Origin of the sequence: Lactiplantibacillus songbeiensis, assembly GCF_005405125.1 — a bacterium.
GTDB lineage: Bacteria > Bacillota > Bacilli > Lactobacillales > Lactobacillaceae > Lactiplantibacillus > Lactiplantibacillus songbeiensis.
The window spans coordinates 18,175-42,113 of record NZ_BJDL01000034.1 but is presented as its reverse complement, the minus strand read 5'-3'; the positions used below and the strand labels follow the sequence as shown (position 1 = coordinate 42,113).

Annotated in this window: 24 protein-coding genes and 1 tRNA gene; 12 read left to right on the top strand and 13 right to left on the bottom strand. The window is 44.8% G+C overall.

The window, feature by feature from the left end; all coding sequences use genetic code 11:
* Positions 1 to 246: 246 nt before the first annotated feature.
* From FFM77_RS12835 to FFM77_RS12810, 6 genes are all read right to left on the bottom strand, one after another.
* On the bottom strand, positions 247 to 957 hold the full coding sequence (locus tag FFM77_RS12835) for a YdcF family protein (protein ID WP_137636167.1): 711 nt from the start codon (positions 955 to 957) through the stop codon (positions 247 to 249).
* On the bottom strand, positions 950 to 1,678 hold the full coding sequence (locus FFM77_RS12830; protein WP_137636166.1) for a demethylmenaquinone methyltransferase: 729 nt from the start codon (positions 1,676 to 1,678) through the stop codon (positions 950 to 952). Before FFM77_RS12830 ends, FFM77_RS12835 begins: the two co-directional genes overlap by 8 nt.
* Before the next feature lie 175 nt (positions 1,679 to 1,853).
* Entirely contained in the window at positions 1,854 to 2,600 is a 747-nt protein-coding gene (locus FFM77_RS12825) for an alpha/beta hydrolase (RefSeq protein WP_137636165.1), read from the bottom strand.
* Between the two features lie 175 nt (positions 2,601 to 2,775).
* Positions 2,776 to 2,848: transfer RNA gene (locus FFM77_RS12820), tRNA-Ala, on the bottom strand.
* 64 nt (positions 2,849 to 2,912) lie between these two features.
* Positions 2,913 to 3,284 (bottom strand): hypothetical protein, encoded by a 372-nt coding sequence (locus FFM77_RS12815; RefSeq protein ID WP_137636164.1) that lies wholly within the window; start codon positions 3,282 to 3,284, stop codon positions 2,913 to 2,915.
* 514 nt (positions 3,285 to 3,798) lie between these two features.
* Complete coding sequence (locus tag FFM77_RS12810) at positions 3,799 to 4,506, bottom strand: SDR family oxidoreductase (protein ID WP_223876845.1); 708 nt, start codon at positions 4,504 to 4,506, stop codon at positions 3,799 to 3,801.
* Between the two features lie 246 nt (positions 4,507 to 4,752).
* Between FFM77_RS12810 and FFM77_RS12805 the strand changes: the two genes are divergently transcribed.
* Together FFM77_RS12805 and FFM77_RS12800 are read left to right on the top strand one after the other, a co-directional pair.
* A complete protein-coding gene (locus FFM77_RS12805) occupies positions 4,753 to 5,085 on the top strand; it encodes a hypothetical protein (protein ID WP_137636162.1) in 333 nt (110 codons plus the stop codon).
* 256 nt (positions 5,086 to 5,341) lie between these two features.
* On the top strand, positions 5,342 to 6,439 hold the full coding sequence (locus FFM77_RS12800) for a C40 family peptidase (RefSeq protein WP_137636161.1): 1,098 nt from the start codon (positions 5,342 to 5,344) through the stop codon (positions 6,437 to 6,439).
* Positions 6,440 to 6,844: 405 nt separating this feature from the next.
* Here the strand turns inward: FFM77_RS12800 and FFM77_RS12795 are convergent, their stop codons facing one another.
* Positions 6,845 to 7,036, bottom strand: a complete 192-nt coding sequence (locus tag FFM77_RS12795; RefSeq protein ID WP_137636160.1) for an LBP_cg2779 family protein — start codon at positions 7,034 to 7,036, stop codon at positions 6,845 to 6,847.
* Between the two features lie 104 nt (positions 7,037 to 7,140).
* Positions 7,141 to 8,793, bottom strand: a complete 1,653-nt coding sequence (locus tag FFM77_RS12790; protein ID WP_137636159.1) for a phosphoenolpyruvate carboxykinase (ATP) — start codon at positions 8,791 to 8,793, stop codon at positions 7,141 to 7,143.
* A 417-nt stretch (positions 8,794 to 9,210) separates the two neighbouring features.
* On the opposite strand from FFM77_RS12790, the gene FFM77_RS12785 reads away from it, so the two are divergent.
* Positions 9,211 to 9,849 carry a TetR/AcrR family transcriptional regulator gene (locus tag FFM77_RS12785; RefSeq protein WP_171001640.1) on the top strand — a complete coding sequence of 213 codons (639 nt, stop codon included), beginning with the start codon at positions 9,211 to 9,213 and terminating at the stop codon, positions 9,847 to 9,849.
* 162 nt (positions 9,850 to 10,011) lie between these two features.
* Complete coding sequence (locus FFM77_RS12780) at positions 10,012 to 10,509, top strand: MarR family winged helix-turn-helix transcriptional regulator (protein WP_137636157.1); 498 nt, start codon at positions 10,012 to 10,014, stop codon at positions 10,507 to 10,509.
* 596 nt (positions 10,510 to 11,105) lie between these two features.
* Here the strand turns inward: FFM77_RS12780 and FFM77_RS12775 are convergent.
* Positions 11,106 to 12,068 carry a DUF1002 domain-containing protein gene (locus FFM77_RS12775; protein ID WP_137636156.1) on the bottom strand — a complete coding sequence of 321 codons (963 nt, stop codon included), beginning with the start codon at positions 12,066 to 12,068 and terminating at the stop codon, positions 11,106 to 11,108.
* 179 nt (positions 12,069 to 12,247) lie between these two features.
* Between FFM77_RS12775 and FFM77_RS12770 the strand changes: the two genes are divergently transcribed.
* The 5 genes from FFM77_RS12770 (at position 12,248) to FFM77_RS14075 (ending at position 15,151) form a co-directional block, all read left to right on the top strand.
* Complete coding sequence (locus FFM77_RS12770) at positions 12,248 to 12,571, top strand: DUF4175 domain-containing protein (protein ID WP_137636155.1); 324 nt, start codon at positions 12,248 to 12,250, stop codon at positions 12,569 to 12,571.
* Positions 12,572 to 12,591: 20 nt separating this feature from the next.
* Entirely contained in the window at positions 12,592 to 13,173 is a 582-nt protein-coding gene (locus tag FFM77_RS12765) for a TetR/AcrR family transcriptional regulator (RefSeq protein ID WP_137636154.1), read from the top strand.
* Positions 13,174 to 13,175: 2 nt separating this feature from the next.
* Entirely contained in the window at positions 13,176 to 13,694 is a 519-nt protein-coding gene (locus FFM77_RS12760; protein WP_137636153.1) for an O-acetyl-ADP-ribose deacetylase, read from the top strand.
* A 181-nt stretch (positions 13,695 to 13,875) separates the two neighbouring features.
* Positions 13,876 to 14,703: an undecaprenyl-diphosphate phosphatase gene (locus tag FFM77_RS12755; RefSeq protein WP_137636152.1), complete on the top strand. Its 828-nt coding sequence runs from the start codon at positions 13,876 to 13,878 to the stop codon at positions 14,701 to 14,703.
* A 292-nt stretch (positions 14,704 to 14,995) separates the two neighbouring features.
* Positions 14,996 to 15,151, top strand: a complete 156-nt coding sequence (locus tag FFM77_RS14075) for a hypothetical protein (RefSeq protein WP_171001639.1) — start codon at positions 14,996 to 14,998, stop codon at positions 15,149 to 15,151.
* Positions 15,152 to 15,298: 147 nt separating this feature from the next.
* Here the strand turns inward: FFM77_RS14075 and FFM77_RS12750 are convergent, their stop codons facing one another.
* Both FFM77_RS12750 and FFM77_RS12745 read right to left on the bottom strand, forming a co-directional pair.
* Positions 15,299 to 15,766, bottom strand: a complete 468-nt coding sequence (locus FFM77_RS12750) for a threonine/serine exporter family protein (protein WP_137636151.1) — start codon at positions 15,764 to 15,766, stop codon at positions 15,299 to 15,301.
* 12 nt (positions 15,767 to 15,778) lie between these two features.
* The gene (locus FFM77_RS12745; protein WP_137636150.1) at positions 15,779 to 16,531 is read right to left on the bottom strand and encodes a threonine/serine exporter family protein; all 753 of its coding nucleotides are present in this window, start codon (positions 16,529 to 16,531) and stop codon (positions 15,779 to 15,781) included.
* 148 nt (positions 16,532 to 16,679) lie between these two features.
* Here FFM77_RS12745 and FFM77_RS12740 point away from each other — a divergent pair, with 148 nt between their 5' ends.
* The gene (locus tag FFM77_RS12740) at positions 16,680 to 17,540 is read left to right on the top strand and encodes an aldo/keto reductase (protein WP_137636149.1); all 861 of its coding nucleotides are present in this window, start codon (positions 16,680 to 16,682) and stop codon (positions 17,538 to 17,540) included.
* A gap of 188 nt (positions 17,541 to 17,728) precedes the next feature.
* Here the strand turns inward: FFM77_RS12740 and FFM77_RS12735 are convergent, their stop codons facing one another.
* A complete protein-coding gene (locus FFM77_RS12735; RefSeq protein WP_137636148.1) occupies positions 17,729 to 19,279 on the bottom strand; it encodes a bifunctional metallophosphatase/5'-nucleotidase in 1,551 nt (516 codons plus the stop codon).
* 636 nt (positions 19,280 to 19,915) lie between these two features.
* Here FFM77_RS12735 and FFM77_RS14070 point away from each other — a divergent pair.
* On the top strand, positions 19,916 to 22,099 hold the full coding sequence (locus tag FFM77_RS14070) for a GW dipeptide domain-containing protein (RefSeq protein ID WP_171001638.1): 2,184 nt from the start codon (positions 19,916 to 19,918) through the stop codon (positions 22,097 to 22,099).
* A gap of 650 nt (positions 22,100 to 22,749) precedes the next feature.
* On the opposite strand, the gene FFM77_RS12725 is transcribed toward FFM77_RS14070, so the two are convergent.
* On the bottom strand, positions 22,750 to 23,223 hold the full coding sequence (locus tag FFM77_RS12725) for a nucleoside 2-deoxyribosyltransferase (protein WP_137636147.1): 474 nt from the start codon (positions 23,221 to 23,223) through the stop codon (positions 22,750 to 22,752).
* Positions 23,224 to 23,454: 231 nt separating this feature from the next.
* Here FFM77_RS12725 and FFM77_RS12720 point away from each other — a divergent pair, with 231 nt between their 5' ends.
* Complete coding sequence (locus FFM77_RS12720) at positions 23,455 to 23,916, top strand: DUF1836 domain-containing protein (protein WP_137636146.1); 462 nt, start codon at positions 23,455 to 23,457, stop codon at positions 23,914 to 23,916.
* Positions 23,917 to 23,939 lie beyond the last annotated feature (23 nt).

Sequence of the window (23,939 nt, the reverse complement as noted above, 5' to 3'; positions counted from 1 at the left end):
TAAAATGCTCAGCCGTGTCGTTGGCCTTAGTGCGAGTGGTCTGCTCGGACTTAGGCCAAGGCCAATTTTGAAGACCGAACTTTGGCTTCAAAATGGCCCATGGCGTTCCAGCGTTTTAGGAACCAACCGGCAGGCGACAATTGCAACTAGCACCAAGCGTATTAGTTGAATTAAACAGTAGGATGATATTACAAAAATAGGGATTCAGAAATCAATCGACTTCTGAATCCCTATTTTTATAGATGATTAACGTTCCCGTTTTAATGAGGCTTGTAGCAACCCTTGGTACGCGGTTATAACTGCTCCCGGGATGTCGATATGCCGGATATAGCCCGCCCCAGCTGGCCCGTAACCTTGGGGGGTATCCCAAAGGCGTTGGAGTTCACCGAGTAACAGTTCGGTAAAGTAAGCTGGTTCCCAAGCATGGTCGTAGGCTGTATTCATGCCGAATATCAATGGATCAAGCTGACTTAACTGGAACTTAGGTGGAAGATAGCGGCTGAACTGGGTCGTCGGTCCCCAGACTTGTTCGAAGGTCAACTGAGTGCGTCGTGCGAGTAACGGGTCTTGCACAAGTAGGACATGTTGCCAGTCAATCGGCGCTAAAGCCATAGCGTTGCGAGCGTTAGCGCCGGTGTTAGTCGACTGACGATCTTGTAGAATGGTGCCTTGATAACCGGCTGTTCGCATTAACCCGGTCATTAGTTCGGCTTCACTTAACTCATTAGTAACGTCCATATTTTGTCGTAAGTATTTAGTGGCATGACCGATGCCACCAGCGATAATTACCGTTTTGAGCTGGTGTTCATCGGCTAAGCGGGCAGCTAACTGGGCAGCTAACTGGGCAGTTAGTGGCAGGCTGTTGCCACACAAGATTAACCCATCGACCGTCGTTAGTGAGTCCGCGGGGGCAGTTAACCAGGCTAAACATTGATTTAAAGCAGTTAAATTAGTCATGAGTGTCCTCCAGACTAGGCTTAGTCCCAAAGTGAGCCGCCGCGGCACCAAAGTTGAAGCGTTGATAATGGACTGCCTGAAAGCCAGCTTGTTTGAATAAGCCTACGAGTTGGCGATAACTGACAAAGTGACGCGTCGTTTCTTGTAAGTAAGAATATTCTTGATATTGATGTGCGAATAAACGCCCGAAAAAGGGGACCACTTTGGTAAAGTACCATTGCCAGACCGGCTTGATCAGCCGTTGATCTGGCTGCGAGGTCTCTAGGCAGACTAATTGAGCGCCTGGTTTTAAGACCCGATAAATTTCGGCCAAAGCTTGCGGCTTATCCGGTAAGTTCCGGAGTCCGAAGCCAATTGTGACTAAGTCAAAGCTGTTGTCGTGAAAGGGCAGGTGCATCGCATTGCCGCGTCGTAACCAGACGCGGTCAGCGACATTGGCCTGATTGACTTTTTGTTGCGCAATTTTGAGCATCGGCGCTGAAAAGTCCAAGCCAATCACTTCACCAGTTGATTGTAAGTCATTGGCAATGGCGATGGTCCAGTCGCCAGTACCACAACAAAGGTCCAAGGCCTGTGCGGTAGGCGCCAGCTGAATCTGAGCCATCGTTTGTCGCCGCCAGTGCCGATGGGTGCCGAGACTGATAATGTTATTCATGCGATCGTAATTAGGGGCAATAGTATCGAATAACCCTTGTACGTTATGTAAATAGCGATTTGCCATAAAACTCTCCTTAGTGATAATCCGTTTAAGCCTACTATAGCAGGTTTAGTGGTGAAGCTGAATCAAAAGTCATTGAAAGATGGTGAGTTGGGAGCTACTTGTTACCGGTGATTTCGTAAACGCAATTTTTGTTATGAAAAAACGCGCTTAGCCAATGACTGAGCGCGTTGAGTGTCTAATCGGCAATAAAGGTCGTTGCCAACTGGAGGACGGTTTCCCGAGCAGCACCGTTTAGCAAATGGCTGGCACCGGGAATGAGATGGAAAGTACTGTTTTGATAAACTTTATCGTACCGTTGTGAAGCTTGGTAGGAAACAATATGGTCAGCATCGCCGTGAATCAAGCAGACTGGACCAGCGTAGTTCTGAGCGGTTTCGTAGATGGGGAGCAGTTGAGCGGTACGCAGATAAAAGCCGCCCAAGGTTCGACCATTATCCATTGGCAGTTGTGCCGGGATATGGTGTGGGTCGTAAACAAGACCACGAGTGCGCCCGGCAATCGCATCGTCTTTGAGCGTTGCGGCAGGGGCCATCAGGACTAATTTGTGAATTAAATCGGGGTAGTAGCCGGCTAACATACTGGCGACAACGCCACCTTGGGAATGACCTAATAGGTCGATTTGCTGAGGTGCGAGCCGATCTTGAACAGCGGTCAAGACTGCCTGAGCATCAGCGATTTCGCTAAGGACAGTCATGTTGGCGAAGTCGCCGTCACTGTGACCAAGACCGTTAAAATCAAAACGCACGGTGCCTACGCCAATTTCGCGTAAGTGTTGTGCGAGTTGAACCAATAAGGCCGAATCCGTATAGCCACGGTCACTCATAAAGCCATGCATGAGAATGGCGATGGTGCCATTAGGTTGGGGTGCCGGTTCGTAAATTCCTGCTAAAGTTAACCCGTCGCGGGTCACATTAAAATCCATCTTTGAAAAACCTCCATTTTTATTATCCTTACCTATCTAGGATAGTCGGAAATGATTAATTTTGCGAAACTTTTTAAAAAAGGGTTGTGACGCTAAGGTCGTCGGTACAGAGCATATGCCCGAAAAAAACAAATAACACCACTTAGCGATGAGCTAAGTGGTGTTATTTGTTTTATGGACCTTACCGGATTTGAACCGACGACCTCCTACATGCGAAGCAGGCGCTCTCCCAACTGAGCTAAAGGCCCAAGTACTATTCTAGTATACAATAAAATTCGGTGAGTGCAACCCCTGAAAGTAAGCGGGTTCAAACTAATGGCGACTAGCCCGGTGGTTTTGGCCCCCGCGGATTTTATGCACGCGCCGTTTAAAAGTTGGCTGGTTATTGCTGACGAATTTAAAGTGTTGCATCTTGCCGTTGAATGCTTGCCCATTTAGCCGCAATTTAAGCCAATCTTGCATGACGGCAATCATTTGGCCAATCTGGTCGACACGTAATTGGTCAGTTTGTTGTTGTGCCAGCGGTAATAAATTAGTTTGTAATTGATTAACTAATTTTTGATGATACGCCATTAATTCCGGCGTTAGTGGAGCATTGGTATACGTGTTAAATAACTTTTGAATTGTCTGGAGTGCATCTTTAATGTCATTTGGTTGGTAGTAACGGTCAGCTGTATTAGTCAAAGTGAAGCCTCTTTCAGTAATGTAGTATTAAGTTTACGTTTGATGCCAGTTGAAATTGCCGCCTGCCGGTTGGTTCCTAAAACGCTGGAACGCCATGGGCCATTTTGAAGCCAAAGTGCGGTCTTCAAAGCTGGCCTTGGCCTAAATCCGAGCAGACCACTCGCACTAAGGCCAACGACACGGCTGAGCATTTTAGGAACCAACCTCTCGGCTAAATTTTTGGTCGACAATAGATTATTATCAGTAATGCCGTTAATTAACGCCGGGCGGGCCAGAATTGGCTCAGTGGTGTCGTTTATCTTAGTTGGTGATTTTCCGACTTAGATAAAGCCCGGCTTGGAAGCCCGTACTTTGGCTTCCAAACGCGGCCACCACGTTCCAGCCGTTTCTGGCCCAACCAGAGTGGCAATTTAAGCCAACTAGTACCAAGCGTTAAGTTTATCATAGTGGATCACAATTTTAATAGACAGAAAAAGCTTCGTAAAGGCGCTACAAAGCTCGTTATTGATGCTAATTATAAAGTTGGTCGTAAAACAATTTCGTTAATATCCACATTAGCCGGCTGTTCAATAGCGAATAGGACAGCCGCGGCAATGTTTTCAGGACTTAATTTAGGAACTTGTTCTAAATTAGCATTTCTTTGGTCTTCAAAGAACCCCGTCTTAACAAATGCTGGTGACACCATCATGGTTCTAATGTGTGCCTTGGCTTCTTCTGCCCGGACCCCATCCATAATGGCTCGGACACTAAACTTTGTGCTAGCATAAACCGTATTATTTTGACCAACTTGATGGCCCGCAGTTGAATCAGTCGCAATGATCTGGCCACTTTGTTGCTTTTCCATTACCGGAATGGCTGCAGCTAGACCATATAGCACACCTTTAACGTTGATGTCGATCATCTTTTCCCATTCATCAACTCTGACTTCGTTCATGGGTGCGAAGCTCATCACCCCAGCGTTTAGGTCCAACACATCAATACGACCATACTTGGCTATGGTAAAATCAATCAAAGCTTGAACGTCAGCCTGCTTACTAACATCAGTTACCTTAAAAACTGCCTGACCACCCGCTTGTTGAATGGTTTCAGCAGTGGCCTGCAAATCAGCTTCTTTGCGCGCGGCTAGCACAACTTGATGGCCATGGCTGGCTGCTAATAACGCGGTTGCTTTACCAATGCCACTCGTGGCACCCGTAATAATGATCGTCTTTACTTGTTGCAAAAGTATTCGCCTCATTTATTTAGTAAGTTCATTAAGCTAGATCATTGAGCGATCTAAGACTGAGCGTACCATAAAAAGTCGAATGTGCAAGTTTGCGAATCGGCCAGGACACGTTAGTTAGTGTCAAGATAAAGCCATGTTTAAAAGGGTGTATAAAAAATTTCCTAATAAATAGAGGGTTGGCGATAGCTAATTTGGACCAGGCTCGTTAAAATAGGGATAATTTAAAGAGGGGGTCTTTTAAAAATGGCAGCCACGACCGCATTAACCACGCAAGCTGAATTTGTTTTGAATCAAGCTTACGACCAGTTTCGTACGGTTCAATTACAACGTAGCAAAACTGATTTATTTGATAATGCCGCGGAAATTTTCTCAATTACGCAAATTACTGAAGCCACATTGCTTTATTTGTTCGATGAAGAAGTCGCTCGCCGGGTGATCGAACTTGATACTAAAGTCGTCACCACGATGTACGACCAGGCGCGCCAAACCGAATTTGTGAAGTTAAACTTCACTGGTAATGATATTCGGTGGCTCTTAGGTTTACCACGCATCCATCGTCACCACCAAATCAGTTAGGGGACTGACTTGGCACCTTTAATGAAGACTATTGATGAAATCTGGAGTTGCGGCTCCAGATTTTTTTGTGACAAAAAAGATTGTTTTTAGCTGGGATTAGTCATACTGTTAACTAAATGTAACCTATGCAATATAATGTTATTTATCTGGTACCTCAATGTCATACAAACTGAGTAATATAGAGAGTGGCTTGAAAGTGTCATACGTGACTTTTTCTTTGGAGTGACTCATTATCAAAATCAATTTAAAATCAGCAATGTTAGGGACGGCTGCTTTAGCCGGCTTATTAGTCGCCGGGCAAAGTGTCGCTAATGCTGATACCTTTACCATCCAAACGGGCGATACCGTCTGGAATTATTCTCAAAAGTACCATGTGTCAATTAAAAAAATTGTTGCGGCGAATCATCTTAGCGATGCCAATTTAATTATTGCTGGTCATCAGATTACGATTCCAACTGGTGAGCCGGCAACTAGGTCAACCACGACCAGCGCCGCTAAATCGACCACGACTAATCAAAGTGGGACCAGTACTGCGGCAAGCCAAAGTACGAGTCAAGCAGTAAGCAGTCATACCGCGACTACTGCTAGTTCGACCGCGACATCGGCGACGAGTGCTAGTTCGACTTCAGCAATCAGCGCTAGTTCAACGGCGGCCAAGTCAATCACGACTAGTCAAAGTGGATCAACGGCCAGTTCAGCTAGTCAAAACAGCACCAGTGCCGCCAGCAGTGTCAGCAGTAGTGCGGTAACAAGCTCAGCAAATCGTACTAGTAGCGCGGCCACCCGGGCACATGTGCAAACAGCTAGTCAAAGTAGTTCTAGCGCGGCCAGCTCAAGTGTCACTAGTCAAGGGTCAACCAGTTCAGCGACCAGCGCTAGTACCACGGCACCTAGTTCAGTCACGAGTAGCAGTACTGGTAACACAACTTCAGCAGCTAGCACCAGCACCGCTACGAGATCAGCTAGTTCGAGTTCATCAACGACCAGTAGTTCAAGTTCGACGACCAATACTACTGGGACCGCGACTTCAAGTGCTATTGTTGCGGCAGCCTATTCTTATTTAGGGACACCGTACGAACAAATGGATTGTTCAGCCTTTACGCAAGCTGCTTATGCTAAGGCTGGAATCACCATTGGCCGCACGACATATACGCAGGCTACGGCTGGAACGCATATTTCCTTTGGTCAAGCCCAAGTTGGCGATTTGGTTTTCTGGGGAGCTGATTCCGCACCTTATCATGTTGGGATTTATTTAGGCAATGGCAAATATATCGCCTCACCAGATTACGGCGAAACGGTCTCTGTTAAGAGCACCGCCTACTTTACCCCTAGCTTTGCAATCCATGTTCGGTAAAGGCGTATTAATAATGGGTTTAATTTGATTATTTAATGCGTTTGGTATTAGTTGAAATTGTCATTTGCTGGGTGGCTTCTAGATGCTGGCACGTCATGGCTAGTTTGAAATTAATAGCTTGGCTAAGGCAACAGGTTGAAGTAAGTAATTGATAAGATCTAAATAGCGGTTAATTTTAACGCCGGGTGGTCCAGAATTGGCTCAGTGGTGTCATTTATCTTAGTCGTGGTTTTGCGACTTAGATAAAGCCCGGCTTTCGAGACCGACCTGTGGCTCGAAAACGTGGCCACCACGTTCCAGCCGATTCTGGGCCAACCAGAGTGGCAAGTCTAATCGAAAACCGGTAAGCGGCAATCAAAATATCACTAAAAAAGGCCTCCCAAGCGGGGGTCTTTTTAGTGTTGTTTAGCTTTTGCTATTCATGAATTTCTTCAATAATTGAACTTCTTCTTGTGTTGGCGTCATTTCACCAGATTTAATGTTATGGATTCGTTCCACTGATAATTGACTGCCAAAGGCTAAATCATTATCGGTCAAATGGTGATCCCGTTCGAACGCAATGATTTTTTCAGATAACTGACTTAATGGTAGTTCCATGCTCTTCACCCCGATTATTAGATTCGTAAAAGTTCAGTGCTTGTAACTGATACTTTCATTATAACCTTAATTTGAAAAAAACGGGGCAAGAATGAAATCCTTAGTTAGTTGCGCTTCAATTGTTGTTGTAATTTGATCAAGACATCACTGGTTTCGTGTGGTAACCGGTCGTTATGCGTATGTTGATAATGGTCAATGAAGTTTGAGCGAATCTCCAAACGCGTTGCCACTAAGTTACGATAATCAGGATTATCATAATCAACTGGGAAATCAGCTAACTTTAAGTTTTGCATGTGATCCAAGCCAGCGAAGGATTCCCATTCAGTTGTTCCGTTGACAATGGCTTCTAAAGCGCCAAGTGTAACTTCTTTAGGAACTTTTTTGTCGCCAAAGTAACCCGTATTAAGCAAGTAGCAGTCCAAATGGCGGTCTTCAAATAAGGCCTTAAAGTCATGGTAATCTTCAGATAGTGGATAAACTCTGAATGGATTGGCGAATGGTTCGATGACTAAGGCGTTACGGTCAACATTACCGATCAAGTTTTCAGCAGAGCTCCGTTTAGTTGCTAAAGTCGCCCCAAAAGTTGCCGCGAGAATCGGATCATCGACTTTGATTACGGGTGGTAGGCAATCATCCTTCATAATCCAGAAGATGGCATTAATTGGCGCCGCTTCTTTGTCAACCCGGTTCGTGGAGGCATAGCGCGACTTAATCGTCCGCCCGTTACCATTACGCAAGTCTTCAGTAACGAGAACTTTGCGGCCCTGATCGTCTAATGTGACCCCGACATTTTGAATCGTCATAAAGTACTTGGGTTCATTAGAAGCCATGGGATAGTCGTTCGTTTTATCAAAGTAAGACGGTTCTAAAGCAACTGAACTCCCATTTTTGCGGTTAATCACAAAGGCATCGTCATGCAGAACGGTAATATCGTATTTGTAGCCATGCTTGGCATGCGTCAACGTTGACTTACCGGAACCGGATAAACCAAACATCGCGAAGACTTGATCTTGCTTGTCGGTGAAATGAAACGCTTTTAAGCCGCCGTGACAAGCAACGTAGCCGTGCCGATGCGCAATCGACCATGCTAAGGTCAGGGTGGACTTCTTTAATTCGCCAAAATAGGGCATCCCCAAGATGGCCGCAACGTTATGTTCGGGATCAAAAATTGCTAGGCCGTCAGGATAATCTGGGTCATGATAGGTGGGATCCGCATAAATGTAAATATCACCTTCAGGATAAGCGACCGAATTGTCGAATATGTCCTGATACTGCTTAGTAATCGGCTGGAAGTTGAGCATGTAGGATAGCAAATTGTTCGCATAGTTATCCTGAATCGCTAAGTGGGCCCGCACGATAAAGTCGTTGTCTAAGCCAACGAAGACATCTGTTTTGATGAAGTGTTCGTTTTGAGCATTATAGATGGCTTGACGGAGCCGTCCTGCCATATCGGCTTCATCAACGCCGGCCGTCCCGAGAATTCGCCGCGCTTGCGCAGTCCGGCCGACCACCTTACCGGTATTTTCAACGAGCATTTTGGCGTCTGCCGGTAAGCCAAGATCAGTTGCCCGATAGATCGGTAAATCGGTCTTAACGGTTCCGGGACCATTGACGGCTAATTCGTAGGCCGTTGCGACATTTGGGACGTGGGTCATGTTATTAGCGTAAAAAGCGGTCTCAACGGTCGATCGAATTTGTGAAAAGATTGGGTTATGACGACCGATATCAGCTAATTGATATGAATTTTGAGTACTCATGCTGGATACCTCCCTATCATGTTTAATAGATTAAGTTTACCACAAAAAACGTTGTTGAAAGCGCTTTATTTGTAGTTGTACCGGCCTGCCACGCTCCTTGAAGCAACCATCAGAAACGCGTGGTTAAGCGATTACATAAAAACTTATTGGTTGATAAGGCAACTTACCCAATCGGGTACATGTGATGAGAATTACCCCTCTTTAGGTGATTAAGCATGATTGACTGCGGCTCACACTGGTCTTAAACTTGCACTGAAAAGTATATTAGTATAGCTTTAAAAGGGAAAAATAACGAGAAATTCTAAAAATAGTTCGTTGATATGATAAAATAATTAAGCTGGTTAATTTGGGTCACCAGTTAACTGACAGGCGAGGGGGATGAAAGTCGTGCCACGAAAAAGAAATACGCAACGCCGGATGGAAATCGTGAATACCGCTTTCCGTTTGTTTGCGGAAAATGGTTATGACAATGTTCAGATGAAAGATATCGCGGAAGCTTGCGATATCAGTAAATCGTTATTGCAACACTATTTCCCCAAAAAAATTGTGCTTTTGAGTACGATGTTAAATGAAATTATGTTGAGTGTGTTCGTCTATAGTAATGAGCAGCTGACCGCTTTATCCGCTGAGCAACGGACGATGATTCAGATGAGCTTTATGTTACGAACACTGGATGAAAATCCCAAGATGGAAAACTTCATTAAAGATATTTTTGAAAATCCAGAGTTAACCACTGAGTTGGTCTTGGTCACGCTAGATTGGCTAGAGTCAATCGGGGTTAAAGGGGAGACGGCGGTGATTCGCTATGCGATTAACTTCGCAGTTTCAGGTGGAATGGCTGTCTTCTTTAAGCGGGTCTTACTGAAAGCCAGTGTCGAAGTCATCTCAGAAAATATCGCGCAGGCGTTCTACTTATTAATTGGGGAACAGCCTCAAAAAATCGATCAAATTTACTTAAGTACGGCGAAATATAATACGGATCGCTACTACCAACAATTTATTAGTTACTTGCACGAGCATGCCACCATTGATTTGAGCGCTGAAATAAAAATTTAATATAAAAGATAACCTAAATTCCTTGTATTTCGTAAAATATACTAGTACACTTTAAATCGGGGAAATGATAAAAGACGCTTACTAATTTTAAAATAACTTTGGAGCGAATTATGACAACTTATGGACTAATTCGACTTTTAAATTGAAAGGGAGATTTTTATTATGAATGAAGACATGGAGCTTTTTAATCGCTTTAGTCATATGTACTTACACGGTTTTAAGAACTTAGCCGATATGTTCGCGGAACCAGCCACGGAGCACGGGATTACGCTAGACGAATTTTACATTCTTTATGATATTGCCGAAGCCAAGGGCAAGATTCGTCTAATGGATATCGCGGAAACTCATGGCGTGACGCGTTCTGCAATTTCACGATTAATTGGTCGCTTATTACGAAAAGATTACTTATATCAAGAAGCCGAAGATCATGATCGTCGGAATAAGGTCTTGAAATTAACACCAGAAGGCGCTCGAATTGAACACGTCGTCTTCTCAGAATTATTACAACGCAATCGTGCATGGAGCCAATCATTTAACTTAGCTAAACAATATCAAACTTTAGATTTAGTTGATGAATTTATGGATCAGTTTGTCAACAATAATGCCGGCAAGCAATCTGAAAAGGCCAGTTATGCCGATATCAAGCGGGCCGAAGCATAAACTAGAAACTTATAAAAAGTGTCAATCATTTTAAAAAATCGTTCACGCAGTTTGAAGAGTACTGCGGGGACGATTTTTTAGTATAGACGGAAATGATTGGTTAGTAAACTAACTTAACAGTCAAAATGATTGAACTAATTGTTAGTTGGATTGAGTTACCGCTCTGGTTGGCCTGGATTGACGCTGGAACGTGGTGGCCACGTTTGTGAGCCAAAATTCGGTCTCACAAGCCGGGCTTTGACTAAGGCCGGGAAAAGTCACCCGACCTAAGTCAAACGACACCACTGAGCGTCATCCAGTCCGCCCGCCGCTAATTCACGACTATGTTGTAACAAGTATAGCGAGTTTGATGCTTAAAGATTAGATTGGGACTTCGACAATTGGTTTTGTCACTGATAAGTTTCAGCTAGAGTAGTTATTGACTAACTATTTTTGCCAAGGTTATTTGAGTGCAGTTGAACGAAGGAATAGACCGTGCTTGGGTTATTATTCCCAGTCCCCACCGGATACCTTTATCCGCTCAACTATTAATTAGCAAAAAAGCTAGCAACTACTCAGACATGTGTCCAAGTGATTGCTAGCTTTTTTAATGTAGTCTAACCAAAAATCGATTTAAAGATTGAACTAAAGAAATTGGTAATTGATGTCCAGACCTTTTGGAAGGCATTTTGGTTTTCAGGGGTATTTAATTTACTGAAGATTCCCTTAGCATTTGATTGAATGTTCTTCATCAATGAGCTGGCTTGGGTCTTGAAGCTGGATGAATCTAACGCCCCAGAATCTCGAATCTTAACAAGCAAGTTGATGATTTGTGTTTTTTGGTTATTAGTAATGACATTAGTTAAGTTATTATTGTTAATTTGATTGTTGACGATGGTCGTAATTTCATTTTTGGTGACGTTGCTCCCTTTTTGGGCCATGTCTTTTTTGGCACCAGCCACCGCGTTGTTTAATTGGGCATCAGAATAACCGTCTTTATCCTTATTATCCTTCGTAATCCCACTCAACGTGCTTAATTCATTTTGTGCGGCACTAACTTGTTTGGCATTTAAACCATTACCTGCTTTAGCGTAAGCCGCGTAAATCCCGGCTAACGCGCCAGAACCATCAATGGGTGTGGCTGAGGTGATGTAGATATTGGCATCGGCAATCCCAGCAGTTAAGGCCGCGTTTTTATATTGATCGGCCGTGATGGTCGTAATATTATTGCTGCCATTGTAATCGAGAATTTTAACGTTGATCCCGGACCCGGAACTGGTCTTTTCAATCATGGCACTGGACCAAACGCCGGAACTGCTGGTAAAGCTCTCGCCAGCGGGGTTAAGGTATTTGACGAGGGTATCGCCATTGACGGTTAACGTTTGATAGTTGCTACTGTCGTCGAGACTAGCCGTTAAAGTTTTAATGGTGCCATCCTTTTGGCTGCTCGTTAGACTAGTCCCCAGTGTGACGATGGGGGTGTCATTTGAACTGTCATCGGCGCGTGACGTTAATTGCCAGCCACCGATACTAAGTAGTAGGGCAGCTAATACAACGCCCCATTTGAATTTAAATTGCATGCTATTTTCCTCCGCATCTTAACTAATGCACCTTGAATTATAGCAGAACCGTCCCCAAATGGGATAATGAGGCCGTAAACTTGACAGACTTCTAAACAATTTAAGCGTTCTTTAGGATTTGCCGTGACGCGTCGGGTTCGCTATACTCGTGGTAAAGTCTGATTGGGGAGGCACTAGTTATGCAACGAAATCGGGTCATTGATAGTTTGAGTTATTTAAGTATTTTATTTTTACCAGTGTTGTTTCCATTAATCGTGTGGGTGCTCACTGGCGATAATCCAGAAGCTCATCGCACAGCCGGCCGCGCTTTTTGGCTCCATGTTTTACCAGCGGTGATGGCAGTCATCTTCTTGATTGTCTTAGGCGTTTCTGGCCTATATATGGATAACTTGATGCATAGCGGTTGGTTGGCAGTTATTTTATTAGCAGTCTTCGGAATTGTCGCTGTTGTCAGTTACTTCTGGTCAATTATTCGAGGGATTCAGATTTTAGTGACCGCGTAAACAGTCGGGAGGTTTTTTAAATGGCAATTACAGCGCAGTTAACACCAGCTCAAGTGACGGAAAAGTTAATGATTCAGTTTTGGACGGCCGGTTATGGACAAACGACGGTCGCAGATTTAGCTGCGGCTGGTCAGCTGTCACGCTCTCAATTTTATCGTCGGTATCGCAGTAAGTCAGTGGCATTAAGGCAGTGCTTGCAGGCTTATCAGACAGTATTGAATCAGCAGTTAACGCGATTGATCCAACGTGATCAAGCACTCGGTACACCGTTGCCAGCATTGTTAGCCGATTGCTTGTTAATGCCGTTTAAAAGTGAGACTTGGCCAGCAGGATGTTTAATGGTTAATTTGATGGCCGAGGTCGGTGACGCCGATCCGTTGATTGCCGATCAAACACAAGCCATCTATTTGGATTTGCAGACACGGTTAGTTGGGTTACTAACACGACAGGCGCAAACCTTGCCAGCATCAACGGCCACGATTGCGGCGAGCTTGATGCAACTGCGAACCGGCTTGCAACTTTTAGCCAAGCAACAGCCAGGAACGGCGCAATTAAAGCAACAGGCGGTCGCGAGTGTGACACTTCTTTTGAAAGTAGGGTAGAAATGGCAACGATTGAAATTAAGTTAGGTGATATTACCACGGTGAAAGTGGATGCTATCGTCAATGCTGCTAATACCAGTTTACTTGGTGGCGGCGGGGTTGATGGCGCAATCCATCGAGCGGCTGGGCCAGAATTATTAGCAGCGTGCCGATCATTGAACGGTTGTGCGACGGGTGATGCCAAGATTACCCCGGGCTTTCAGTTACCGGTGAGATTTGTGATTCATACCCCAGGTCCCATCTGGCGTGGCGGGCAGCACGGAGAAATGGCGCTGTTGGCGAATAGTTATCGGCATAGCTTGGAATTAGCGGCAGCCAATGATTGTCAAAGTGTGGCATTTCCGTCAATCAGTACGGGCGTTTATCACTTTCCATTAAAGTTAGCTGCTACGATTGCCCTGACCACGTTACGAGAGACCGCGACGACTACGGCACAAACGGTGCAAACAATTCAGATTGTTTGTTTCGATAATCAAACTAAAGTGGCCTATGAGACCGCCCTTGCGGCTTTAAATGCTTAAGCTTTACCGAATCCTTACCTGATAGAACTATTCAGGTTGCGATGTGCTTGGTATAATAAAATAGTTTAAGACCTTGCTAGCTACTGATTGTTAGTTGGCAATGGGTTAAGCTGTTTACCAACCGGAGTAGCAAGTTAAGGCTAGTTTTAAATACGGGGTTCATACAGAAAGGAATTACATCGTGTTAGACATTATTAAAGCAGTAATCTTGGGGATTGTTGAAGGGATTACTGAATTCTTACCTATTAGTTCCACGGGGCATTTGGTGTTGGTTGATGAATTCATTAAGATGCAACAATCAACGCAATTTACGGATATGTTCAACGTCGTCATTCAGTTGGGGGCGATTATGGCGGTTGTCGTCATTTACTTCCACAAGCTAAATCCGTTATCACCACGCAAGAGCAGCGGTGAAAAGCGTGACACTTGGGTGTTATGGAGTAAAGTGATCTTAGCCGTGATTCCATCAGTGATTATTGGGTTACCGTTAAATGACTGGATGGACGCCCATTTGATGAATTGGGCCGTCGTTTCAGCGACCTTGATTATTTACGGGATCTTGTTCATTGTGATTGAAAATCATAACAAGGCTTTGACGCCGAGGTTTGCTGACTTAAAGACGTTACCTTATACGACAGCGTTATTTATCGGGGTCTTCCAACTCTTGTCGTTAGTACCTGGGACGTCACGTTCAGGGGCAACGATTTTAGGGGCCATCTTGATTGGCACGTCACGTTATGTGGCGACTGAATTCTCCTTCTTCATGGCGATTCCAACGATGTTTGGCGCGTCATTATTGAAGCTGTATAAGTACTTTGACCACGGTAACTCATTGATGGGCTTGCAAGGGATGGTTTTAGCGGTCGGTGTGATTGTCTCCTTCGTTGTCGCTTATATCTCAATCCGCTTCTTACTTGATTACATCAAACGCAATGACTTTAAGGCATTCGGTTGGTATCGAATCGTACTCGGGGCTTTAGTGATTGGGTACTTCACGTTAATTCATTAAAAACTGATATAAAAAAAGGAATCCCGCGTGGATTCCTTTTTTTTATAGTGCTTTGATTATTTTTGTAAGTTGAGCGGCTTAACTCTCGATTATGCCACGCCAAGCCACTTTAGATAATAAAGCCCAAAACCACTAAATCATTAGTCGTGAGCACCTAAAACTTAAGAATCTAACGTTTTGAACGTAAAAGACTAAAAAAAGAAAACCCTAATCTTTCTTTAATGGTTCTCAAATGACAGCACTGGTGTAAGCGCTACAATAGAACCGTAAAGAAATCAGAAAAGGGTGAATAATGATGGTATTGAGTATTATGACTATTTTAGGTATGGGTTTGATTGCAGCTACGGGCGCACATTTTGTGAATGCCGCACGGGCAATGCAAGCGGGAACGGTAGCTCACCATCATGCTAAAATGCCGGCAAACCTCCATCAAATCGACTTTCTTTAGGTCGTTTGTCTGTTTTATTGGCAGGCAGTATGAATGTTAACTATAACAGCTATGTCTACGTTATTTGCTGACTGATAAGTTCTCAGAATACTCTGAGACTTGTCAGCCAGCTTTTTTGATGCAGTCGATCCATTGAGTTGAAGCTGGCTACGAATGGCTTAATTGCCATAGCAAGCGGTTGATAAATTCGGCGAGTAAAAAGCCGATCGCAATGACGCCGGCGATGATGACGACTTGGGCTAAGTATTGATTGGCAATTGCTGGGTGACCGGTTACTAAGTTACGCACCACGCGATATGATTGGCCGCCAGGGACTAATGGCACTAGGCTAGGAATGTTAAAAATTATCATTGGCATTCGTTTATAGTGAGCGGCGAGCCCACTGAAGACCCCAATAACTACGGCGGCCACTAAGTTACCAATTGCGAGTTTAATATCGATGGTTGTCGGTAAAAGTTGGTAAAGGGCTTCGTAGGTCAACCAACCCGCCGCCCCGACCCAGCCACTAAGGTTGAGCGCCCGGCGTGGAATATTTAGCAAAACACCAAAAGCAGCAGTGGCAAGGTAAGCTAGAATTGTCTGTAATAAGCCAATCGTAAAAAGCCAATGTAGCATGCTGGTCACCTCCTAGTAAAAAATTGATGTTAGGGCAATGCCCAGACCGATTGCGCAAGCTGACAGAATCGCTTCAATCGCCCGGGCGGGACCACTTAATAAATTACCGGTCATGGTATCGCGTACCGCGTTAGTGATGGCGACACCGGGAACGAGTGGCATCACAGCACCGATAATGATGGCATCGGGATGCAAGTGTCCATGGCTCAGCCAAAAGCTAATCAGGGTAACGAGGCCAATTAAAAAGGCACCGACAAATTCACTAAGAAAGCGGATCCGACCAATGCGATTAATCCCAAAGAATGCTGCAAAGCCAACAACACCAGCCACTGCACAAGTTGTTAGGTCGATGATGGTGGCGTGACCCGTAAAAGCAACCATTAAGGTGACACTGACGATTAGCGCGGCTACAAGTAGCCAACTCAACGGAAATGTTGGGACGGCCTGGTTCACATGGGCTAGAGCGGTGGCGAATGCAGGTAAATCAATCTCGTGGTCCGCGTAGCGCCGCGATAAAGTGTTGACTTGATCGACTTTTTCCAAATCCATGCCGCGTTGGTGAATGGCGCGAACTTGACTAGCTGCGACGGTTGGTAAGGAAATGGTGATCCCCGTTAGTAGGACAAAAACTTGGGCATCCGGATAGCCAGCATTCGTGGCGATTCGCTGCATGGTATCTTCCACGCGGGCGATTTCAGCGCCATTTTCAAGCAAAATAGCGCCGGCTAGTAACGTGGTATTCATCAATAAATTGGCGTCTGTCATGACCGCGACCTCCGTTTCTCTAAAAGGGTTGCTTATATTTTCGCACTTATTTCCGCGACCGTCATCTTTTCTGAAACAGATTACTTGGCAGCGGACTTCGTTAACCGGTAAACTTGATGTTGTAATTAAAAATTGGAGGTTTTTTGGCATGACAAAAATTACCAAACTCACCGATACGTATGCATTAAATAATGGCACTAAAATTCCAGTTGTGGGCTTCGGCACGTGGCAGACACCTGATGGTCAAGTGGCTTATGACTCAGTATTAGCCGCACTAAAGGCTGGCTACCGGCACATCGACACGGCGGCTGCTTACGGCAACGAAGATAGTGTTGGCAAGGCCATCGCTGATAGTGGTGTTGACCGCAAAGAGTTATTCGTTACGACGAAGCTTTGGAACGCCGATCATGGTTACGAAGCAGCAAAAAAGGCCTTAGACACGTCTTTAGCTAAATTAGGTTTGGATTATGTTGATTTATACTTGATTCACTGGCCAAACCCAGCTGATATGCGGGATAATTGGGAACAATTAAACGCGGATACGTGGCGGGCGATGGAAGAAGCTTATGCGGATCGTAAAGCGCGGGCCATTGGGGTCTCAAACTTTCGGCCGAAGCATTTGGATGCCTTACTAAAGACCGCTAAAGTAGTGCCAGCGGTTAACCAAATCTTCTTGAATCCTAGCGACATGGAACCAGAAGTTGTGGCTTACAATGACGCCCATGGTATTTTATCAGAAGCTTACAGTCCATTAGGCACTGGTAAGATCTTTGGTATTACAGAATTACAAACGATGGCGCAAAAGTATGACAAGAGTGTGGCCCAAGTGGTCTTGCGCTGGTCCTTGCAACATGGGTTCTTGCCACTGCCAAAATCAGTTCACGCCGATCGGATTCAACAAAATACTGAAATCTTTGATTTTGAATTAAGTGAAGACGATATGGCAACCATCGACGGCCTCCGTGGGGTTGCTGGTTTGGCTAATGATCCAGATACGGTTAATTTCTAATCTGACATTAAAATAAAACGTCCAACTTTAACATCGGTAAATGACCGGTGCTAAGGTTGGACGTTTTTGATTTGGTTGAGTAGCTTGAGGCTAAGTTTTAGACATAGTGACGTTGCGTCTAGAGTGGTCTTAAGTTCAAATATCGGTTAATTAACGCCAGCCGATTCTGGACCAACCAGAGTGGCAGTTTAGTACTTAACCTTAAAGTTAGTTGGCTGGGTCGCCGTAACGACGGGATGCTTAGCGAAATAGTCGGCAATCAAAACGGTCATATCAGTTGGCAGTTGGCGCTGAATCTTCGTGGTACTGAACATCGGGTAGTTGCCACCGCCCCCAGCGCGATAATGATTTAGCGTGACGGTTAATGGTTGTTCAGGGGTCACAGCCTGGCCATGATAATCTAGCTGGACGACTCGTTGTCCCATTGGGCGGGTTAAATCAAAGGTGTAGTCGATGCCGCTGTAAATATCATAAACATAATGCCGTAGTTTGGGTTTTAAAAATTCTGGATTAACGATCACATGGCTATCTTGAAGTAAGAAGTAACTGGCACAGCGTTCCAAGGCAGCTTTGAGATCGGCGCCAGTAATGGTTTCAACGGCTAATTTATTTGGATAGACATAGCTGTTCATCACTTCGCGTAAGGTCACGTTTGGTTTTAAGCCTGGCACATCATCGTTAAAAAGTGCCGTGGCCGCAATGTCGGTGCCGGTCGCAGCCATTTCGACTTGATTAATAAAGTTCAGATACGGATGGTTATGTAACCGAGCTGCAAGTGGTTCATGAACTAACATATCCCCGTTAATGGTCCCTAATGGGGTGTCGAGCCAATCTTCCATTTGATCATTGATTGGTTTGATTAGCGCCATCGCTTGCGCATCTGGAGCGGCATGCTTGACGCTTAACGTTTCAGCTTTACGAGTGGTGATATGATGTTGGGCATCTAAATCTAAGGTAATCAGGCCAACGTTTTGACCTTTCATGCCAGGTTGGGTCACTGGAATCCCATTAATATTAACAGCTAGGCGACGATGCTGATGGCCAGTAATTAAGGCGTCGATGCCGGGAACTTCATTCAATAAGGCTGAGCCCCGGTTCTCACCGTTTAGCCGTTCAGTTGGATGATTAGTTTGGGGATCGCATTCCAACCCACCATGATAAGCGACAACCACGATGTCCGCGAGTTGCCGTAGCTTAGGCACGTACGCCTTAGCCGTGGTCACGACGTCTTTAAAATGCAGGCCTTTTAGATGGGATGGCAGTTCCCAGCGGCCGACAAATTGTGTCGTTAAGCCTAGAATAGCCACTTTAACCCCCGCCCGCTCCAAAATGGTATAGGGCTTGGAAAATAACGTGCGGTGTTGATCATCTTCGATATTGGCGGCCAACATCGGATAGTGACGGGCCGATTCGCATAAGTCTAAGAAATCTAACCCGTAGTTAAATTCGTGGTTGCCAAAAATACCAGCTTGAACCTGATTACAATTGGCGAGCCGTGAGTATAATGGTGCAGCTTCTAAATGTTGCCGCGCAATGAAATATGTTAATGGTGATCCTTGTACAAAGTCACCATTGTCGATGACGATTGGCCAGACCGTGTCGTCATCCGTTGCTGTCAGTTGCCGAATTAGGGTAGCGGCGCGACTCAGACCAAAAGGCGCGACGTCGGTCCGGCGGCTATAATCAGTAGGCGCTAAGTAGCCGTGGACATCGCTGGTCGAGATTAGTTTAATTTGCATTCCGCACACCTCCGTTTTTGAGTTTATGGTCTAATTATACCAATGTTGACCCGGATTTCGTTAATCATGGCAACAAACTATTTAATATTTTGTACATTTAGTCAGTTAACCAGCTATGCTTGAGGTATATTTGGTGCTAGTTGGATTAGATTGTCACTCTGGTTGGGCCAGAATCGGCTGGAACGTGGTGACCGCGTTTGGAAACCGAAGTACGTTCTTCCAAGCCGGGCTTTATCTAAGTCGGAAGAACAACGACTTAGATAAACGACACTACTGAGCCAATTCTGGCCCGCCCGATGTTAATTAACAGAAATTAATGACTATTTATTGTCGACTACAAATTTAGCCGAGAGGTTGGTTCCTAAAATGCTCAGCCGTGTCGTTGGCCTTAGTGCGAGTGGTCTGCTCGGACTTAGGCCAAGGCCAGCTTTGAAGACCGGGCTGCGGCTTCAAAATGGTCCATGGCGTTCCAGCGTTTTAGGAACCAACCGGCAGGCGGCAATTTTAACTAACACCAGCCGTACTAAGAATATATGTCGATTGTTTTACAATTGGTTAACAAATCTTTCTGTTAATGGTTTTCATGATAGACTAAAACTAACCAGGAAAAAAAGGGTTATGGGGAGGAAATTTATAATGAAACATAGTACCCGCCGACGGACCAATTGGGCAGCCGGCTTAGGATTAGTTACCATGGGTGTGTTATTGACAGCTGGTGGCACCACCTTAGTTCAACCACAAGTTAATGCGGTGGCTGCGACAACTAGTAATGTCAAGACAGTCAATGCTAAGGATGCGGGCTTAGTTGGTAATAATGCGGCGATTGATAATGTGAAGAATTTACAAGACATTATTGATGCTAATACCAGTGCGCCACTCGTGATCAATGTGCCCAAGGGTGATTATCATTTTGGTAGCGATACAGGCACCGAAGTGGTTAAGTTACATTCCAACATTACGTTTAACTTCGAAGATGGGGCTAATTTCATCGTCGATAATGCCCGGCGTGTGAACTTTGTCTATCCAAGCCCGAATGCTGGCTACGATGGCGGAATCTCCAACATTACTTGGAAAAACGCCACATTTAAGGGGAGTCAAACCACGGCTGGTCAATCAATCTTTACGCAAAGTGTCCATCATGCGTCCAAGGTCTTGTTTGACGGTTGTACCTTTGATAACGCGGAATCACCAACTGGCCATTATATTGATTTAGACGGTAGTCATGATATTACTGTTCAAAACTCAACTTTTACTGGATTTAATGGTGCGGATAAGCAATATAAAGAAGCTATCCAGGTTGATTACTCGAACGCCAAGGCGATGTCTTACAAGAACCCGGGCGATCAATATGATAACTTACCAACTTATGATGTTCATGTCACGAATAACAAGTTCTTACCAGTGCAAAAGACGAATGGTTATGTGCAAAGTTTTGCGCCAAACCCAATCGGCCAACATGCGCTTTATAACCATGGTCAAGACGGCATTATTCATGACGTTTACTTTGAAAATAACTACGTGCAAGATGTCCGGCCATTATTAACCGAAGATGATGCCAATATTCATTTCCGGGATGTGTCGAACTTATACATTCAAAACAATCAATTCGTTAATAAGTATGCCCTTGGGTCTGGGAATTATATTCGTTTATATAATACCGAAAAAGACATTACGATGGACAACTTAAACATTAAAAACAATACGTTTTCTAACTTGAGTCCTGATAACCGTTACGTTTACTTGGATGCCAAGACTGGTACCAAGATGACGAACATTACGATTACCGGTAATACGATTCAAACGGCTAAGAGTAGTGTGCCATTTGTTACGGCTAACTTCGACACGACTGGCATGGCGATTAGCAATAATAAATCAACGGCTTTACCAGGTACTCAGGTTGAGGAAGTGCCCGGTGGGACGCAGATTGAAGATTCTGGTAAATTATCTATCTCAATGCCGACTAAGAAGCGTAAGGCAACGAACAAGACGGAAACTTATTTCCACGGATCACAAGTGCAAGCAGCTAAGGTTAGTGCTAAAGCCGTTAGCAAGAAATACGCGCTTTATAACCATGTTCGTGGTCACAAGAACTGGAATCTAGTCGTACCAGATTGGAAGAAGTTAGGGTCAACGGTTTATGTAGATAAGTATGCCAAAGCTTCGTCTGGCCAATGGTACCGGATTGCGTTTAGTAACGCAAAAACAGCCGACCATTATTGGATTCGGATTGGCGGCGTGTCAATCTCAGCTAAGAAGCGTAATAATCTGCAATCATTGAGCAGTTGGTCGACCAAGAAACATGACCAGACTAATGATACTCAAACGTATCGGGCTGGCTTGGATACCCAACATGCAGAATTAGCAACGAACTTACAAGCGAAAAACTTTGTGCTTTACAACCATATCAAGGGTGCTAAGAACTGGAAGACGGCCAAGGTTGATTGGAAGAAGCTTGGCTACACGCGGGCTTACATTGATATGAAAGCTGACGCTGATTCAGGGACTTGGTACCGGATTCGTTTTACTAAGGATTCAGCGGCCAAAAAATTCTGGATTCGCAAGAGCGGCTTAGTCTTTGACAAGATTACGTATGAAGACTACAGCAAGACGTTGAATTTGATTAAACGTTACCCAGTCTATGACAAGGTCTTTAATGCAGAAGACTTAGCTAAGGCTAAAGGGACGACTGGCGATGTCTCACAATTGAACGTTAAGATTGTGCAGCGGGCTCGCCGGACCGATTCAAAGGGCGCTGTGACCACTTTCTATCAAATGGAAAATGGTAATTGGACACGTGCTTCTGCTTTTGATTTGAAATAACCAAGATTGATGATAACCTCACGGGCTTAACGGCTGGTGAGGTTATTTTTTTATGTGATTGGCCGTCTCCGTTGACCAGCAGGTTCGCGGTGGGGCAGACCTGCAGCCAAAGAACGGTCTGCAGGGCACTTGTTAGCCGAAAACCACGTCTAACAAGCTGGCCCAATCACTAAGACCGGAAAACTCACCGGTCTAAGTGATTCGACACGGCGAATCTACTGGTCACTGCGACTAAAGTTAGGCTAATCAACATAGAAGATTAAGTTTAATTACAATTAGCCTGCTATTTAGCGTAGGTTAGGCTGGATGATGCTCAGTGGTGAAATTTCACTTGGCCGAGTGGCTTTCTCGACCTAGTGAAAGCCCGGCTTGCGAGACCGTACTTTGGCTCGTAAACGCGGCCACCACGTTCCAGCATCAATCCAGCCTAACCGGAGCGGAACGATTAGCATATTAGTGATGACAAGCGGCAGCGGCTAAATGGACCAGAAATTTTGAGTTGTGGTGTTTAAAACTTAGTTGCATATGAATTGAGTTATATCAAGGTTGGTTAGTGACGACGTTGTTGACTTAGTCGCAGTGGCCGAGTTAACTGAATAATCAAAAAAACGCGCTGAGCTGATTGCTCGCGCGTTTTTGAATGGACCGCTTTAGAAAACTGGTCGTTTAGCTGGTTTTGATTTTAAGTCATCACAATTATAAGCTGCTAATTCGGCTAAGCCATTTTGACTGGCATCGAAGTATGCGGTTAAACCTTGTGCAATCATTAAGTTTAATTGTTTGTCAGCATCGAATTGGACGACGAGCACGGGCGTCTTTTCGGCGACCGCGGCACCAATCTCAAACATGGTCCCAGAATCGGGTTCATTCGTATCACTGGTCATATCAAAGTCTAACAAGGCAACAACGAGATCGGCGCGATGAACTTGCCGCATATCGGAGGCATAAACATATTGTTGCCAAGCCCGACTGCCGAAAGGTTCTGCTTCAAATTGATGTTCTTCGGGGATAAAGATCCCAGTGCTGTTGATGGTCGGATTAGCGATCAAGGCCTTTTTAACTTGTTCGATCCGGGCTTTTTGCGCATCGTCAAAAAAAGGCGCAGCGAGGTAAACGTTATTCATGAGAAAGTTCCTTTCTGTCATGGCGTAATGATTAGTTGGCGTCAAAGCCGACTTTGACGTCCTTAAGACTCTCTTATTTTAGCGGAAAAGGGTGAGACCTCGCAAGTGCAGTGATGATTAATGATCACGTAGATTATAATCCTAGATAATCTAATTTATAATACTAGTAACTGTTGAAATTAATTCTAGATTACGGTAAATTAGGTAAAGCATTTAGAAGGAGGCGTGATGATGGCTGATAACCAGTCAGCGTTAGCACAGTTTGAGTTAACGCCGTGGCCGGCATTACCAACAATGCCCATCTACATGGAACAATTATTGCAACTCGTTAATCAAACGTTAGCACCATTGGGAATTCCGGAAGTGACCAAAACGATGGTCAATAGTTATGTGAAGCAGCACTTTTTCAGTCGACCAATTGGGCGGCAATATACGCGTAACCAGATTGTAGCGGTGATCGTCGTGACGATTCTAAAGCAGGATTTTGACTTGACGACCATCAGTCGCGCGATCTTAAAGATTCGTGATTCTCGGGCAATCGAGCCGCGATATCAGCAATTTAAACTGGCTTTTGAACGGGCCTTGCGCTTGCAACCACTTCAATTAACGCCGGCCGATTCGACGGCGCAAGCCATTGAGTTAGCTGCGCAAACGGTTGGCGCGCATTTATTGACAACGCAACGATTAAGTTAACGGTTTTTAGAGAGGAACGAATT